Origin of the sequence: Hylemonella gracilis str. Niagara R (assembly GCF_000600295.1) — a bacterium.
In the GTDB taxonomy this organism is placed as follows: Bacteria; Pseudomonadota; Gammaproteobacteria; order Burkholderiales; family Burkholderiaceae_C; genus Hylemonella; species Hylemonella gracilis_A.
In genome coordinates this window covers 1230567-1245714 of record NZ_JEMG01000001.1, presented here as the reverse complement: position 1 = coordinate 1245714, position 15148 = coordinate 1230567, and the positions used below count along the sequence as shown (strand labels likewise).

Below are 15148 nucleotides of genomic sequence, written 5' to 3'. Positions count from 1 at the left end.
GTAGTTCCTTGTCGTATGCCGCGAAAGACGAATCATTCTCTCAAAAACGGCTTAGGCTCAGGCAGCCCCGGTCTGCAGGCGTTCCAATTCGGTGTCGGTGAAGCCTGCGGCACGGCGCGCCTCGAGGTTGAAGGGTTGCTTCAAGCGTGGGGCCTGGTAGCGCGTCGTCAACTCGGCATACGTGACCAGCGGGTCCAGCCCACGCTGCGCGCAGACCCAGGCGTACCAGTGGTTGCCGGTGGCGACATGGCCGATTTCCTCGCGCAGGATGAGGTCCAGGATCTCGCCACCGCGCAGGTCACCGATGGACAGCAGCTTGGCCTTGACGCCGGGCGAGGCATCCAGACCGCGCGCTTCCAGCGTGCGCGGCACCAGCGCCACGCGGGCCAGCAGGTCGTCCCGGGTGCGTTCGGCCATCTCCCACAGGCCGTTGTGGGCCGGGAAGTCGCCGTAGTCAAAACCCAGGGTTTGCAGATGCGCGCGCAGCAGGGTGAAATGCTTGGCCTCTTCCCGCGCCACCCGCAGCCAGTCGCGGTAGAAGGCCTCAGGCAGGCCCGGGAATCGCCAGCAGATGTCCAACGCCAAGTCGATGGCGTTGCGCTCGATGTGCACGATGGAATGCACCAGGGCGGCATGGCCGCGGGGTGTGTTGAGGCTGCCGAATTTGATTTGTGTGTGCGGCAGCAATGGCGGTTTGTCAGTCCGGCCCGGTTGGCCATGCGGTGCCTGGGTGCTGAACACGGTGTCCGTGTCGAGGTGGCCAGCGCGGACGTCGAGCGTGAGGACTTCGGCGGCCTTGCCAACAGGGTCGGCAAGGGTGAGCAGGCGCAGGCAAGTGGCGCGGAGTTCGGGGGCGCTGTCGCTGTTCATGGCTGCAAATGGTAGCGGTGCACGCGGCAAGGTCATGATCCGGGCAACGCACGCAAGCAGGCAGGCGGCGGGCCGTCCGCCTCATGGAGCGCTGCGCGCTCCGAAATCGGCGGCGCGGCCCGCCGCCTGCCTGCTTGCTCAGAGGGTTGGAACACCGCGAAAGAACGCCCTCGGCCACAGGCTCACCCTCGCGGGTGATGCTGGGCGTGCAGGGTCTTGAGCCGCTCGCGCGCCACATGGGTGTAGATGGTGGTCGTGGAAATGTCGGCATGCCCGAGCAACATCTGCACGGCCCGCAGATCGGCGCCGTGATTGAGCAGGTGGGTGGCGAAGGCATGGCGCAGGGTGTGTGGCGAGAGGGGCGAGGTGACGCCTGCGACCCGCGCATATTTCTTGACCAGCGCCCAGAACATCACCCGGGTCATGGCCTCGCCCGCGCGGCTGCCGCGCAGGGTCACGAAAAGGTCATCGGTCTGTTTCGCCGCGTGCGGCGTCGCGCCGACCTGACCCAGCAACTCAGGGCGCGCCTCATGCAAATAACGCCCCAGCCAATCCGCGGCCACCTCGCCGAAAGGCACCAGGCGCTCCTTGCTGCCCTTGCCGGTCACGCGCAGCACATGCTCGTTCAGGCCGACGTTGAAGGTCTTGAGTCCCACCAGTTCGCTCACGCGCAGGCCGCTGGCGTACATCAACTCCAGCATGGCGCGGTCGCGCAGACCCAGTGGCGTGCCCAGGTCGGGCGCGGCCAACAAGGCCTCGACCTGGGCTTCGCTCAGGGTCTTGGGCACGCGCAGGGGCTGCCGGGCAGCGAGCAGGCGCAAGGTCGGGTCGGCTTGGATGCGACGTTCGCGCACGGCCCAGCGGAAGTACCGCTTGAAAACGGTCAGACGCCGGTTGGCGGTGGTGGCTCGGGTCTGGGCGTGTCGGGCAGCGAAGTAGGCGTTCAGATCGGGCTCGCCGCTGGCATCCAAGTTTTTGGACGCCCGCCCCTCGCCGGGTTCCGCCAGCCAGCGGGCGTACAAGGCGAGATCGCGTTGGTAGGCGTCGAGGGTGTTGCGCGACAGCCCTTCCTCGAGCCAGAGCGCGTCGATAAAGGCCTGCACGGCATCGAGAGAAGCGGCAAGCGACTCGGAGTTCATGGGTGCGATCATAAAAAAACGCCGCGCTGCGAGCAGCAGCGCGGCGTTTGCGTGCGCGGAAACGTGATCAGTCCAGCGTAAGCTTCTGGGTCTCCACGACCTTCTTGTAAACAGCGAGCTCGGCCTTGATCTGGTCGGCGAACTGCGCGGGCGTATTGCCGATCACGAAGGAGCCGGTGTCCTCGATGCGCTTGCGCACGGCCGGGTCCTGCAGGGCCTTGAGCGTGGCAGCGTTGATCTTGTTGACGATGGCAACCGGCGTGCCCTTGGGCGCCAGCAGTCCGTAGTAGGCCGGGCGGTTGACTCCCTCGAAACCGACCTCCTTGAAAGTCGGCACGTTGGGCAAGCTGGCCACACGCTGGGGCGAGGCCACGGCGATGGCCACCAAACGGCCGCCCAGGATGTGCGGCAATGCCGAAGGCAGGTTGTCGAACATGATCGGCACATGGCCGGCGACGATGTCATTGAGCGCTGGGCCGGCGCCAGTGTAGGGAATGTGAACGATGTCCAGGCCACTCTGGCTCTTGAACAATTCGGTCTGCAAGTGACCGATGCCGCCCGTTCCCGACGAGGCGTAGGAGTACTTGCCGGGGTTTTTCTTGATTTCCTCAACGAAGCCCTTGAAGTCCTTGGCCGGGAAGCTCGGGTGGACCATGATCACGTTGGGCGTGGCCGCGATGTTCACGATGGGCACGAAGTCCGTCAACGGGTTGTACTGGATCTTGGTGTTGATGGCCGGGTTGGCCGCCGTGGTGGACACGGTGGCCATGCCGATCAGGTAACCATCAGGCGTGGCGCGCGCCAGTTCGGTCGCACCGACCACACCGCCACCGCCGGCCTTGTTGAGCACCACCACGGCCTGACCCAGTTCCCTGCCCAGCGGCTCGGAGATGACGCGGGCGATGATGTCCGTCGTGCCACCCGGCGCGAAGGGCACCTGCAAGTTGACCGGTTTGGCCGGCCAAGCCTGGGCCTGGGCCACCGGACCGTAGGCCAGGGCAGCCAGGGCGGCGGCGCAGGAAAGAGCGGTGACGAAGGAACGTCGCAGCAGCATGATCGGGTCTCCTGAAAACAAGGATGGAAGTGAAGCGGGCATTCTAGGGCGCAGAACTGCCTCGCGCACTCCGCAGAAACGCGCGTGACCGAGGGGGACACCACACCGCCTGCTATTCTCCCGCGCGTGAATTACGCCGTCCTGCTCTTCCCCGACTTCTCCATGATCCTCTGCGGCTGTCTGTTGTGCCGCTACACCGCGCTGAACCGGCGGGTCTGGGAGCCGGTGGAAAGCCTGGTCTATTACTTCCTGTTTCCGGTGCTGCTGTTCCACAGCATCGTCAAGAGCCCGATCCAGCTCGACGCCGACGCCAGCCTGGTGCTGGGCGGCCTGCTCATGACGGCCGCAGGCGTCGCCTTGACCCACACCCTGCCTTGGCTGCTGCGCGCGTGGCAAGGCACGCGCGCGGCTTACGACCCGCGCGACCACGCGGCCAGCGCGCAAGTGGCGTTCCGTTTCAACTCCTTCATCGCCCTGGGACTGGCCGAGCGCCTGGCCATGCAGGAATCGGATGGGCGCGGCCCCCTGCTGATGGCCCTGCTGATCGGAGTCTGCGTGCCCTTCGTGAACGTGGCCGCGGTCTGGCCCATGGCGCGGCATGCGGGGCGCGGTGTGCTAAGGGAACTGGTGCGCAACCCGCTGATCATTGCCACCGTCTCAGGCCTGGCCTGCAATCTGGCGGGCCTGCGCATCCCGGACTGGATCGCGCCCAGCCTCTCGCGCATCGGCGCGGCCTCGCTGGCGCTGGGCTTGATGGCTGCGGGCGCGGGCATGCAGTTCGGCACGTTGGCGCGCAGCAAGGCCCTGGCCGCTGGGGTGCTGACGGTACGCCACTTGCTGCTGCCCCTGGTGGCACTGGGCCTGTGCGTCGTGCTGAGACTGGACACGATGCAAGCCGCGACGCTGCTGCTCTTCTCGGCGCTGCCCACCGCTTCCAGCGCCTATGTGCTCGCGGCACGCATGGGCTACAACGGGGCCTTGGTGGCGAGCATGGTCACGCTGTCCACCGCGCTGGGTGTGCTGAGCCTTCCCTATGCCCTGAGCCTGCAGCGTTACTTATAAGGCGCAGGAACGGAAGCCGCAGAAGAGGTGGTCCGCCTCGGGCGCAGCATGGTGGCGGAACTTCGGGTGCTCCAGGCGCAGGCGCGTGGCCAGGGAGGCCCCGCGCAAGACTTTGTGTCGGCCGAAATACGGCTCGGAATAAGCGCGCCAGGGTCCGGACGCGAAACCCGGGTAGCCCTCGAAGGTGGTGGCGGTCCACTCCCAGACATCGCCCCAGCGAAAGCCGCGGCCCGCAGCCTGGTGCGCAGCCAGTTCCCACTCCACCTCGGTCGGCAGGCGGCGGCCCGCCCAGCGGCACCAGGCATCGGCCTCCCACCAGGACAGGTGCATCACGGGTGACCACAGGGCCATGCGCAGGGTCTGGCCAAACCAGGATTGGAAAACGCCGCCGTTGAGCGCATCGCCCCGCACCGCGCCGATTTGCTGCACATGGCGCGGCGCTCGGCGGCCTTCGTCCTGCTTCTGCTGCACCTGCAGCCATTCCCAGCCAGCGGGCAACCAGAACTCAGGCCGGTCATAGCCACCGTCCATCACGAACTCGACGTACTGGTTCCAGCCCACGGGCTGGGCGTCGATCTCGAACTCGGGCACAGCGACCTCGTGCGCAGGAACTTCGTTGTCGAAGACGAAAACGCCGCCCCCCTTGCGTTCTTCGTCCCAGCCCAACTGCCAGCGGGTCGCCGGCACGGTGATCGGGTCCAGCACCAGGCCGGGCTTGGGCAGGGGAACGCGCAAGGGCAAACCCAGGGTCTGCGCCAGATTGACCAGAACCTCGCCGCACATGTCTTCGTGGAACAGCGCGAGACGGTAAAAATACAAGGCGTCGGCCTCGTCCGGTGTCATGGCCAGCAAATCGAGCGTGCTTTCCAGTGTGGACAGCAGATACGCCTTGATGTCGTCCAGGGGCGGCAATGTCGCCTCCCAGCGGCGCGCGGGCGGCAGGCCGGGTTCGCCCCAGAGCGCATCGCCTCGCGGGAAAACCGAGGCCAGGGGCGGCGCCTGCGGATCGGCACGCGGCCCCTGGTGACGTTGCAGATTGCGACCGATCCAGCGCTCCTGGAACCAGCCGATGCGGCCCAGTTCCCACAAGGGCGGATTCAGCGCGGGCGACAGGCCTGGCAAGTGCAGATCGGGGACATTCGGCAGTTCCAGCTCCTCCCCGCCTTCTTCCATGGCCTTCTGGAATTCGCCCACGAGGAAGAGGGTGTGGTTGCGCGCATCCATCAGGGCCAGGCCCAGCACATCACGCCCCGCGTGGCGCAGATCGGCCCGGCTCAGGTGCGGCGTGGGGGAAGGCAATGGGGTTGCTTGCGCCATGCGAACCATTATGGGGGGATTCACCGCGCATTGTTTCTCCGGCGGCTCCTAGCTCCCGATACACCCCCTCGCCCCCTGTAACGCACCCGTAAAAACCCCAACACTCTGTCTCGTAGAATGACAGGTTTGCCCGCCGGGCCGTTCTCTCTTCACAAAAGAGGCAAGAAACGGTCGCTGCGGTTTTCAGTCACCCTTACAGTGGGATTTCCCATGCAGCAACTCCTGAAGTTCTCCAGGCTCATGGACAGCCTGAGCAGCAAGCTGGGCAGCGTGCTCATCTGGCTGATTCTGGCCTCGACGCTGATCAGCGCCACCAACGCCGTCGTGCGCAAGACCTTCGACACCAGCTCCAACGCATTCCTCGAGATCCAGTGGTATCTGTTCGCGGCCTCCTTCCTGCTGGCCGCTGGCTACACCCTGCTGAACAATGAGCATGTGCGCATCGACGTGATTTCCAGCCGCTTGTCCAACCGCGCGCGCGCCTGGATCGACGTCTTCGGCTTCACCGTGCTATTCACGCCGGTGTGCCTGGTGGTGCTGTATTTCAGCCTGCCCTTCTTCTGGCAAGCCTTCCAGTCGGGCGAGGTGTCGAGCAACGCGGGCGGGCTGATCCGCTGGCCGGTCTACCTGATGATGCCCCTGGGCTTCACGCTGCTGCTGCTGCAGGGCTGGTCGGAACTGATCAAGCGCTTGGCCTTTCTGCAAGGCCTGATCGACGACCCCATGGTCAAGAAGGGCGAGAAAACTGCCGAGGAAGCGCTGGCCGAAGCCATCCGCCAGCGCGAGGCCGAAGCTGCCGCCGCAGCCAAGAACTAACGCGACGGAGCCACATTCATCATGGAATTCTTTGCAAACAATCTGGCCCCCATCATGTTCGCGGGGCTGATCGCCTTTCTGCTGATCGGCTTTCCGCTGGCCTTCAGCCTGGGGGCTTGCGGCCTCTTCTTCGGTTTCATCGGCATTGAACTGGGTGTGCTACCCGAGGCGCTGCTGCAGGCCCTGCCGCTGCGCATCTTCGGCATCATGCAGAACGACACCCTGCTGGCCATTCCCTTCTTCACGCTGATGGGCCTCATCCTTGAGCGCTCCGGCATGGCGGAGGATCTGCTGGACACCATCGGTCAGGTCTTCGGCCCGGTGCGCGGCGGCCTGGCCTTCGCGGTGATCCTGGTTGGCGCGCTGCTGGCGGCGACAACCGGCGTGGTGGCGGCCTCCGTGATCTCGATGGGTCTGATCTCCCTGCCCATCATGCTGCGCTACGGCTACGACCGTCGCATCGCCTCGGGCACCATCGTGGCCTCGGGCACGCTGGCGCAGATCATTCCGCCGTCCCTGGTGCTGATCGTGCTAGCCGACCAGCTGGGCCGCAGCGTGGGTGACATGTACAAGGGCGCCTTCATTCCGGGCTTCATGCTGGTGGGCTTCTACGTGCTCTGGGTCGCCTTCCTGGCCATCTTCAAGCCCAAGATGGTGCCAGCCCTGCCGCCTGAGGCGCGCGTGTTCCGCCAGCCCAATGGCACGAGCGGCTACACCTCGCTGGCGGTGCTGGCCCTGCTGTGCACGACCGTCGCCCTGCTGTTCGCCGAGAACTATGTCGCCGTGCACAGCTGGTGGAAAGGTGAAGTCGTCGAGAGCGTGGCGCTGGACGAGACCATCGTCGTTTCGCTCTGCGCAGGCGTGGCACTGGCCTTCGTGCTGGCCCTGATCAACAAGACGACCAAGCTGGGCCTGCTGTCCCTGTTGGCCGAACGTGTCACCTTCGTGCTGGTGCCACCGCTGTTGCTGATCTTCCTGGTTCTGGGCACCATCTTCCTGGGCGTGGCCACGCCGACCGAGGGTGGCGCCATGGGCGCGGTGGGCGCGCTGATCCTTGCCCTGGTGCGTCGTCGCCTGTCCATGCCCCTGCTCAAGCAGGCGCTCAACGCCACGACCAAGCTGTCCTGCTTCGTGCTGTTCATCCTGGTCGGCGCGACCATGTTCAGCCTGACCTTCCAGGGCGTGGATGGCCACCGCTGGGTGGAACACCTGCTGTCCGACCTGCCTGGCGGCCCGACGGGTTTCCTGATCGTGGTCAACATCATGGTCTTCCTGCTGGCCTTCTTCCTTGACTACTTCGAGCTGGCCTTCATCGTGGTCCCGTTGCTGGCCCCGGTGGCCGACAAGCTGGGCATCGACCTGGTGTGGTTCGGTGTGCTGCTCGCGGTCAACATGCAGACCAGCTTCATGCACCCGCCCTTCGGCTTCGCGCTGTTCTACCTGCGCAGCGTCGCTCCCGACAAGGAATACACCGACAAGGTGACGAAAAAGCGCATCGCGCCGGTCACCACGGGCCAGATCATCATGGGCGCCCTGCCCTTCGTGTTCATCCAGTTGGTGATGGTCGGGCTGATCATCGCCTTCCCGGGCATCGTCTCGCGCGACCAGCCTCAGGTGCTGGACCTGGAACATGTGGAGATCAACATCCCCAGTGCCGACTTCGGTACCTCGAGTGGTTTCGAGTCTTTCGATCCGGATGCCAAACCGGGCGAAGGTGCGGAACCCGAATTCGAGGAACAGAACCTCAACGACGATGCGCCGCTGGAGATCCCCAAGGACTAAGTTCCGCCCTCCGATGGGCCAGCGCCCATCGCCAGGGGCGTGCTGAACGCTCCATCCAGGACGCCGCGAGGCGTCCTTTTTTTTGCCGCCGCATGGTCACCGCTCCAGGCCCATGATGTGAGCGGGGCGCGCAATTGGAAACGCCCCGCCGGCATGATGCCGACGGGGCGCTGGGTCGAACCTGAGGATCGGGCCGTTGCCGGCCCGCGCCATCAGAAACCCTTGATGCTCTGCATGAAGCCGTCGAAACGCGCTTCGTTCACACGGAACCAGAACAGCTGGTCACGCTGGAACTTGCGGTAGTCGTCGTAGATCTTCTTCCACTGCGGGTTCTTCTTGTCCAACTCCGCGTAGACCTCCATCGACGCCTTGTACGAAGCCTGCAGCACGCTGGTCGGGAAAGGCAGCACCTTCACGCCCGAGGCGGCGATCTGCTTGAGCGCGACCGGGTTGAAGGCGTCGTACTTGGCCTGCATGTCCACATGCGCGTAGGCCGAGGCCGCGTTGATCATCGCCTTGTACTCGGCCGGCAGCGCCTCGTAGGCCTTGTTGTTGACGAAGAAATCCACTTCCGGACCACCTTCCCACCAGCCGGGGTAGTGGTAGACCGGCGCCACCTTGCCCAGGCCCAGCTTCTGGTCATCGTACGGACCCACCCACTCGGCGGCGTCGATGGTGCCTTTTTCCAGCGCCTGGTAAATCTCGCCGCCCGGGATGTTCTGCGGCACGCCGCCCATGCGTTCGATCACACGGCCCGCGAAACCGCCCACGCGGAACTTCAGACCCTTGATGTCGGCCGGGCTCTTGATTTCCTTGCGGTACCAGCCACCCATCTGCGCGCCGGTGTTGCCGCCCGCGAAGCTGACGAGGTTGTAGCCAGCGTAGAACTCGTTCATGAGCTTACGACCATTGCCGTGGTACATCCAGGCCGTCATCTGGCGGCTGTTCATGCCAAAGGGAATGGCAGCGCCGATGGCGAAGGCTTCGTTCTTGCCGAAGAAGTAATACGGCACGGTGTGGCACATCTCCACGGTACCGTTGCCCACGCCGTCCACCACGCCGAAGGCGGGCATCAGTTCACCGGCCGCATGCACCGAGATCTCGAACTTGCCACCGGACATTTCCTTGATCTTGTTGGCGAACACTTCGCCACCACCGTAGATGGTGTCCAAGGCCTTGGGAAAGCTCGAGGCCAGGCGCCAACGGATGGCGGGCGTCTGCGCCTGCACGGCCGGGGCCACACCTGCGGCCAACACACCAGCAATGCCGGCGTTTTTGATGAGGGAACGACGATCCATGCATGTCTCCTTGGAATCAAAACCAGAAAATGGATAACCCGGAAAGGTTGCGGGATTCTATCGGTGCGAGGTGCGCCTACCAGCCGCCTCGTGCTAGATCGGCATTGGGGCTTACCCGCGAGCCGAAGCCGAGCCCGCACCAAAACAGGACATGGGGACTCCCCGCACAGGAAAACAAGAAAAAGCGCCCCGCCGGCATGATGCCGACGGGGCGCTGGGTCAAACCTGAGGATCGGGCCGTTGCCGGCCCGCGCCATCAGAAACCCTTGATGCTCTGCATGAAGCCGTCGAAACGCGCTTCGTTCACGCGGAACCAGAACAGCTGGTCACGCTGGAACTTGCGGTAGTCGTCGTAGATCTTCTTCCACTGCGGGTTCTTCTTGTCCAACTCCGCATAGACCTCCATCGCCGCCTTGTAGGAGGCTTGCAGCACGGGGGTCGGGAAAGGCAGCACCTTCACGCCCGAGGCGGCGATCTGCTTGAGCGCGACCGGGTTGAAGGCGTCGTACTTGGCCTGCATGTCCACATGCGCGTAGGCCGAGGCCGCGTCGATCATCGCCTTGTACTCGGCCGGCAGCGCCTCGTAGGCCTTGTTGTTGACATAGAAGCTGACTTCCAGGCCACCTTCCCACCAGCCGGGGTAGTGGTAGACCGGCGCCACCTTGCCCAGGCCCAACTTCTGGTCGTCATACGGACCGATCCACTCGGCCGCGTCGATGGTGCCTTTTTCCAGCGCCTGGTAAATCTCGCCGCCCGGAATGTTCTGCGGCACGCCGCCCATGCGTTCGATCACACGGCCCGCGAAACCGCCCACGCGGAACTTCAGACCCTTGATGTCGGCCGGGCTCTTGATTTCCTTGCGGTACCAGCCACCCATCTGCGCGCCGGTATTGCCGCCCTGGAAGCTGACGAGGTTGTAGCCAGCGTAGAACTCGTTCATGAGCTTGCGGCCATTGCCGTGGTTCATCCACGCCGTCATCTGGCGGCTGTTCATGCCAAAGGGAATGGCACCACCGATGGCGAAAGCTTCGTTCTTGCCGAAGAAATAGTAGGGCGCCGTGTGCGCGATTTCCGTGGTGCCGCTCTGCACGCCATCGACCACGCCCAGCGCAGGCATCAGCTCACCGGCCGCATGCACCGATATCTCGAACTTGCCACCGGACATTTCCTTGATCTTGCGAGAGAACGCCTCGGCGCCACCGTAGATGGTGTCCAAGGCCTTGGGGAAACTCGAAGCCAGGCGCCAACGGATGGCGGGCGTCTGCGCCTGCACGGCCGGGGCCACACCTGCGGCCAACACGCCAGCGAGGCCGGCATTTTTAATGAGGGAACGACGATCCATTCAAACAATCTCCAGAGAGATGAGACAAAAGAGCGTCGATTTTATTAGTGCCGTTCACGCCGCAGCATTGACACCCAAGGTGTCACCATCCAGGCAAGGGACTTGAGTTATCAGTCGTGGCGCGCGCACTCGTGCGGCGCACATGCATGAGCGATCTCAGCGCGCCACGACTTTCAAGGCGGGCTTCTGTGCCGCGTTGGCGCTCAGTTGGGGGTAGCGGGCCAGGATGGCGGCCTCGATGCCCGACGCATCCAGCCCCTGCAGGGCCAGCAGTTTGGCCGGATCACCATGCTCGATGAAGTGGTCGGGCAGGCCCAGTTGCAGTAGGGGCTTAAGCACCCCCGCAGCCTGCAGCGCCTCGCTCACGGCACTGCCCGCGCCGCCCATGACCACGCCCTCTTCGACCGTCACCAACGCTTCATGCTGCGCGGCCACCTGGAGCAGAAGCTCGGTGTCCAGTGGCTTGGCCCAGCGCATGTTGACCAGGGTGGCATCGAGTGATTCGGCCGCCGTCAGCGCAGGGTACAGCAGGGTGCCGAAGGCGAGGATGGCGATGCCCTTCGGCTTGTCCTGCGTCGTGCCACCCGAGCGCCAGCGTCGGACTTCACCCTTGCCATAGGGCAAGGGTGCCAGATCGGTCAAGGGCGACACACCCGCGCCCGCACCACGCGGGTAGCGCACGGCCACCGGATGGTTTTGCCCGTAGGCCGTGCTCAGCAACTGGCGGCACTCACGTTCATCGGCCGGACAGGCCACGGCCATGTTCGGAATGCAGCGCAGGAAGGGAATGTCGAAGGCGCCAGCGTGGGTGGCACCGTCCGCGCCGACCAGACCAGCGCGGTCCAGGGCAAACACCACGGGCAGGTTCTGCAGCGCCACGTCGTGAATCAGTTGGTCGTAACCGCGTTGCAGGAAAGTGCTGTAGATCGCCACCACCGGCTTCAGCCCCTCGCAGGCCATGCCGGCCGCGAGTGTGACGGCGTGCTGCTCGGCGATGCCCACGTCGTAATAACGACCTGGGAAGCGCTGGTGGAACTCCACCATGCCCGAGCCTTCACGCATGGCCGGCGTGATGCCGACCAGGCGCATGTCCTGCTCGGCCATGTCACACAGCCACTGGCCAAAGACCTGGGTGAAGGTCTGCTTCGGTGGCGTGCTGGGCTTGACCAGGCCAACCGCCGGATCGAACTTGCCGGGGCCGTGGTAGGCCACCGGATCGGCCTCGGCCAGCTTGTAGCCCTGGCCTTTTTTAGTGACAACGTGGAGGAACTGCGGTCCCTTGAGCTGCTTGATGTTTTCCAGCGTGGGGATCAAGGAATCTAGATCATGCCCATCAATGGGGCCGATGTAGTTGAAACCGAATTTCTCGAACAAGGTCGCGGGCACAACCATGCCCTTGGCCTGCTCTTCCAGGCGCTTGGCGAGTTCGAACAGCGGCGGCGCGGCCTTGAGCACGCTCTTGCCCACCTGTTTGGCCGCCGCGTAGAAACGGCCGCTCATCAATTGCGCGAGGTAGCGGTTGAGCGCACCCACGGGCGGGCTGATGCTCATGTCGTTGTCGTTGAGGATGACCAGCAGGCGGCAGTCTTCGACGCCGCCGTGGTTCAAGGCCTCGAAGGCCATGCCGGCGGTCATCGCACCGTCGCCGATCACCGCGATGGCGTGGCGGTCCTCGCCCTTCTGCCGCGCGGCCAACGCCATGCCCAGGGCGGCGGAAATCGAGGTGCTGCTGTGCGCCGTGCCGAAGGCGTCGTACTCGCTCTCGCTGCGCAGCGGAAAGCCACTGATGCCACCGAGCTGGCGCAACCCCGCCATGCGCTCGCGCCGACCCGTCAGGATCTTGTGCGGATAGGTCTGATGGCCCACGTCCCACACCAGCCGGTCATGCGGGGTGTTGAAGACGTAGTGCAAGGCAACGGTCAGTTCCACCGTGCCGAGATTGGAACTCAGATGGCCGCCGGTCTTGGACACGCTGTCCAGCACGAAGGCCCGCAACTCGTCGGCCAGGGGCTTGAGTTGTGGGCGCGACAGCTGGCGCAGGTCCGCCGGGTCGTTGATGCTTTGCAGCAGGGAATTGCTCATGTCGGGTACCTCGACTCTCAGTGCGCGCGCTCGACCACGAGATCGGCCAACGCCCGCAGCGCCCGGGTGTCGTCCAGGCCAGCGGTCGGCGCGAGACTCAGCGCCTGGAAACGCGCCAGCGCGGCCAGGGCCTGCGCGTGCAGCTCATGCGCATGGGCCTGGGCGCGCGCCAGGCCCAACAGGGAAACATAGGTGGGCTTGTCCTGGACCGCGTCCTTGCCCGCCGTCTTGCCCAGGGTCGCGCTGTCAGCCGTCACGTCCAGGATGTCATCGACGACCTGGAAGGCCAGGCCGATGGCCGCGCCGTAATCACTCAGCGCCGCTTGCTGGGCCGGGGTCGTCTCGCCACAGGCGGCCCCCATCACCACGCTGGCCTGCAGCAAGGCTCCGGTCTTCAGGCGATGCATCTGGCGCAATTGGTCCTCGTCCAGCTTGACGCCCACGCTGGCCAGGTCGATCGCCTGGCCACCGGCCATGCCCGCACTGCCTGCCGCGCGCGCAAGCAGACGGCACAAGCGGGCCTGCATGGCGGCGGGCACGGCGGCCTCGTCCACAGGTGTCAACAGTTCGAAGGCCAGGGCCTGCAGAGCATCGCCCGCCAGCAAAGCCTGGGCCTCGCCAAATTTCACATGCACCGTGGGCTTGCCGCGGCGCAGCACATCGTTGTCCATGCAGGGCATGTCGTCATGGACCAGGGAATAGGCATGGATCAACTCCACCGCGCACGCGGCGCGCAACGCCGCCTGTTCCTCGCCGCGCACCGCCTCGCAGGCGGCCAGCACCAGCAGCGGCCGCAGGCGCTTGCCGCCGTCCAGCACGGCATAGCGCATGGCCTCGCCCAATCCCACGTCGGGCTGCCCAGGCGCGTCTACGCCGACCCAGCCCTGCAACGCGCTTTCCACGCGCGCCAGTCGGGCGTCCATCCACACGCGCAGATCCCATTCGGTCACGGTCTTCACTCGGGTGTCCATGGCTTGAGCATGCCCTCGTCCAGCACCTTGATTTGCGACTCCACGGCTTCAAGCCGACCATTGCAGAACTGCAGCAACTCGGCGCCACGCTGGTAGGCCGCGAGCAATTGCTCCAAGGGCAGTTCCCCCGATTCCAGCTGGACCACCAGTTGCTCAAGTTCCCGCATGGCCTCTTCGTAGTTCGCCGGCAACGGCGGGGTACCTGGTTCGGACGCAGGAGGAGAAGATGGGGAGGGAGCCTTGGGCATGGATACGGCTTTTCATACAAAGGTCGGGCATTTTAGGCGCTGGGCGGGCCGCAGGCCTAAATCCTCCACAGCCCACAGCGCCCGGCAGTGCAAACAGCGGCGCCATCAGGGATCGCAGCTCTGACGAAAGGCATCATCCAACTCCAGCGGCAGCACCAGCGTGCGGATATTCAGCACCCGCGAGGCTTCGCACATGATTTGCCGGTCCGTGGCATTGTTCACATAGCGGTCCGCGTACTCGGCATTGAACACCGGCTTACCCTTCGTGATGAAGATCTCATAAGCCTCGCATTCTTCGTATTCGTGGCATTGCTCGTTGACCGCGAAATCCACGTCGTCCACCAGCGAATTCAGCTGCGCCACATTGTTCTTCAGGCCGATGGCCAACCCGCGCGCATGCGCCTCGGCCGCGAGATGGCGGATGTAGTCCAGTTGGGTCGCCTCCGTCAACGGGAACCCCGTGTCGTTGTCATAGCCGTCCACATTGTCCGGCTCGACGCCATCGCAGCCTTTGGTTTGCGCCAGATCCAGCCGTTTGCGCATGATGTTCCGCACATTGGACGAACGGGTATCCAGCCACTTTTCACCGACCCAGACACTGTCGAGTGGATTGCCCATGTCGGCGGCCTCGAAATCCTGGAAATCGTCGCGCCAATCTTCGGAACTGCCGGCCGAGAAATAACACACCACCTTTTTCCCAGCCGCTTGCAAGGCAGCGATCTGCGCGGTGCTGGTATCGAAGAGGTCGATGTCGTACACCGCGACGTCGTAGCCAGTGTTGATCGTGTCCTTCAGTTGCCATTGCCAGGTATCCGTCACCGAGGGCTTCCACCAGGAAGCATCGCCCCCCGATGAACCATCGCCGCACCCAGCCAGCCATGCGGCACCGAGCAATACAAGCACTCTGAATCTCGTCATACGCCCCATTCCTTTCGGACTCGGAGTATCCATCCCTGCCCAGGCCTCAGCCTGGGGCGCGTCGATACCCGCGCTGCACAGACCCGATGGGCAAGCCCCAAGGACACACAGCGCACAATGTGCAAAGCCCTTGTGCTCCGCTGCGAGATAAAGCTTGCCCCTGACAACCCCGGGGGTACAATCGCGCTCTTTTTTCGCCACGGTTCGCGGCGCGCCCAGGACTTCTGCTGACACAGAGCCCCGAGGGTC

The 15148-nt window shown here is 64.6% G+C and carries 13 protein-coding genes; 3 read left to right on the top strand and 10 right to left on the bottom strand.

Going from position 1 to position 15148, the window contains the following annotated elements; genetic code table 11:
* Positions 1-57: 57 nt before the first annotated feature.
* From AZ34_RS05720 to AZ34_RS05710, 3 genes are all read right to left on the bottom strand, one after another.
* Positions 58-870 (bottom strand): ferritin-like domain-containing protein, encoded by an 813-nt coding sequence (locus AZ34_RS05720; RefSeq protein WP_035605783.1) that lies wholly within the window; start codon positions 868-870, stop codon positions 58-60.
* Positions 871-1052: 182 nt separating this feature from the next.
* Entirely contained in the window at positions 1053-2009 is a 957-nt protein-coding gene (gene xerD / locus AZ34_RS05715; RefSeq protein WP_035605780.1) for a site-specific tyrosine recombinase XerD, read from the bottom strand.
* A gap of 67 nt (positions 2010-2076) precedes the next feature.
* Positions 2077-3063: a tripartite tricarboxylate transporter substrate binding protein BugE gene (locus AZ34_RS05710; protein ID WP_197026506.1), complete on the bottom strand. Its 987-nt coding sequence runs from the start codon at positions 3061-3063 to the stop codon at positions 2077-2079.
* Positions 3064-3189: 126 nt separating this feature from the next.
* On the opposite strand from AZ34_RS05710, the gene AZ34_RS05705 reads away from it, so the two are divergent.
* Positions 3190-4125 carry an AEC family transporter gene (locus AZ34_RS05705; protein ID WP_035605777.1) on the top strand — a complete coding sequence of 312 codons (936 nt, stop codon included), beginning with the start codon at positions 3190-3192 and terminating at the stop codon, positions 4123-4125.
* Here AZ34_RS05705 and AZ34_RS05700 read toward each other — a convergent pair.
* Positions 4120-5451, bottom strand: coding sequence for an SUMF1/EgtB/PvdO family nonheme iron enzyme (locus AZ34_RS05700; RefSeq protein ID WP_081767101.1), 1332 nt, complete (start codon positions 5449-5451; stop codon positions 4120-4122). The two genes, AZ34_RS05705 and AZ34_RS05700, sit on opposite strands and share 6 nt — an antisense overlap.
* A 201-nt stretch (positions 5452-5652) precedes the next feature.
* Here AZ34_RS05700 and AZ34_RS05695 point away from each other — a divergent pair, with 201 nt between their 5' ends.
* Both AZ34_RS05695 and AZ34_RS05690 read left to right on the top strand, forming a co-directional pair.
* Complete coding sequence (locus tag AZ34_RS05695; protein WP_035605772.1) at positions 5653-6258, top strand: TRAP transporter small permease subunit; 606 nt, start codon at positions 5653-5655, stop codon at positions 6256-6258.
* A 21-nt stretch (positions 6259-6279) separates the two neighbouring features.
* On the top strand, positions 6280-8040 hold the full coding sequence (locus tag AZ34_RS05690) for a TRAP transporter large permease (protein ID WP_035605769.1): 1761 nt from the start codon (positions 6280-6282) through the stop codon (positions 8038-8040).
* A gap of 212 nt (positions 8041-8252) precedes the next feature.
* Here AZ34_RS05690 and AZ34_RS05685 read toward each other — a convergent pair whose 3' ends face one another.
* The 6 genes from AZ34_RS05685 to AZ34_RS05660 form a co-directional block, all read right to left on the bottom strand.
* Positions 8253-9338, bottom strand: coding sequence for a TRAP transporter substrate-binding protein (locus tag AZ34_RS05685; protein ID WP_035605762.1), 1086 nt, complete (start codon positions 9336-9338; stop codon positions 8253-8255).
* Positions 9339-9594: 256 nt separating this feature from the next.
* Entirely contained in the window at positions 9595-10680 is a 1086-nt protein-coding gene (locus AZ34_RS05680; RefSeq protein ID WP_035605760.1) for a TRAP transporter substrate-binding protein, read from the bottom strand.
* 156 nt (positions 10681-10836) lie between these two features.
* Positions 10837-12762 carry a 1-deoxy-D-xylulose-5-phosphate synthase gene (dxs, locus tag AZ34_RS05675; protein WP_035605757.1) on the bottom strand — a complete coding sequence of 642 codons (1926 nt, stop codon included), beginning with the start codon at positions 12760-12762 and terminating at the stop codon, positions 10837-10839.
* A gap of 17 nt (positions 12763-12779) precedes the next feature.
* Complete coding sequence (locus AZ34_RS05670) at positions 12780-13733, bottom strand: polyprenyl synthetase family protein (RefSeq protein ID WP_035605755.1); 954 nt, start codon at positions 13731-13733, stop codon at positions 12780-12782.
* Positions 13718-13981 (bottom strand): exodeoxyribonuclease VII small subunit, encoded by a 264-nt coding sequence (locus AZ34_RS05665; RefSeq protein ID WP_035605753.1) that lies wholly within the window; start codon positions 13979-13981, stop codon positions 13718-13720. Before AZ34_RS05665 ends, AZ34_RS05670 begins: the two co-directional genes overlap by 16 nt.
* 105 nt (positions 13982-14086) lie before the next feature.
* A complete protein-coding gene (locus tag AZ34_RS05660; RefSeq protein ID WP_231495467.1) occupies positions 14087-14875 on the bottom strand; it encodes an endo alpha-1,4 polygalactosaminidase in 789 nt (262 codons plus the stop codon).
* Positions 14876-15148 lie beyond the last annotated feature (273 nt).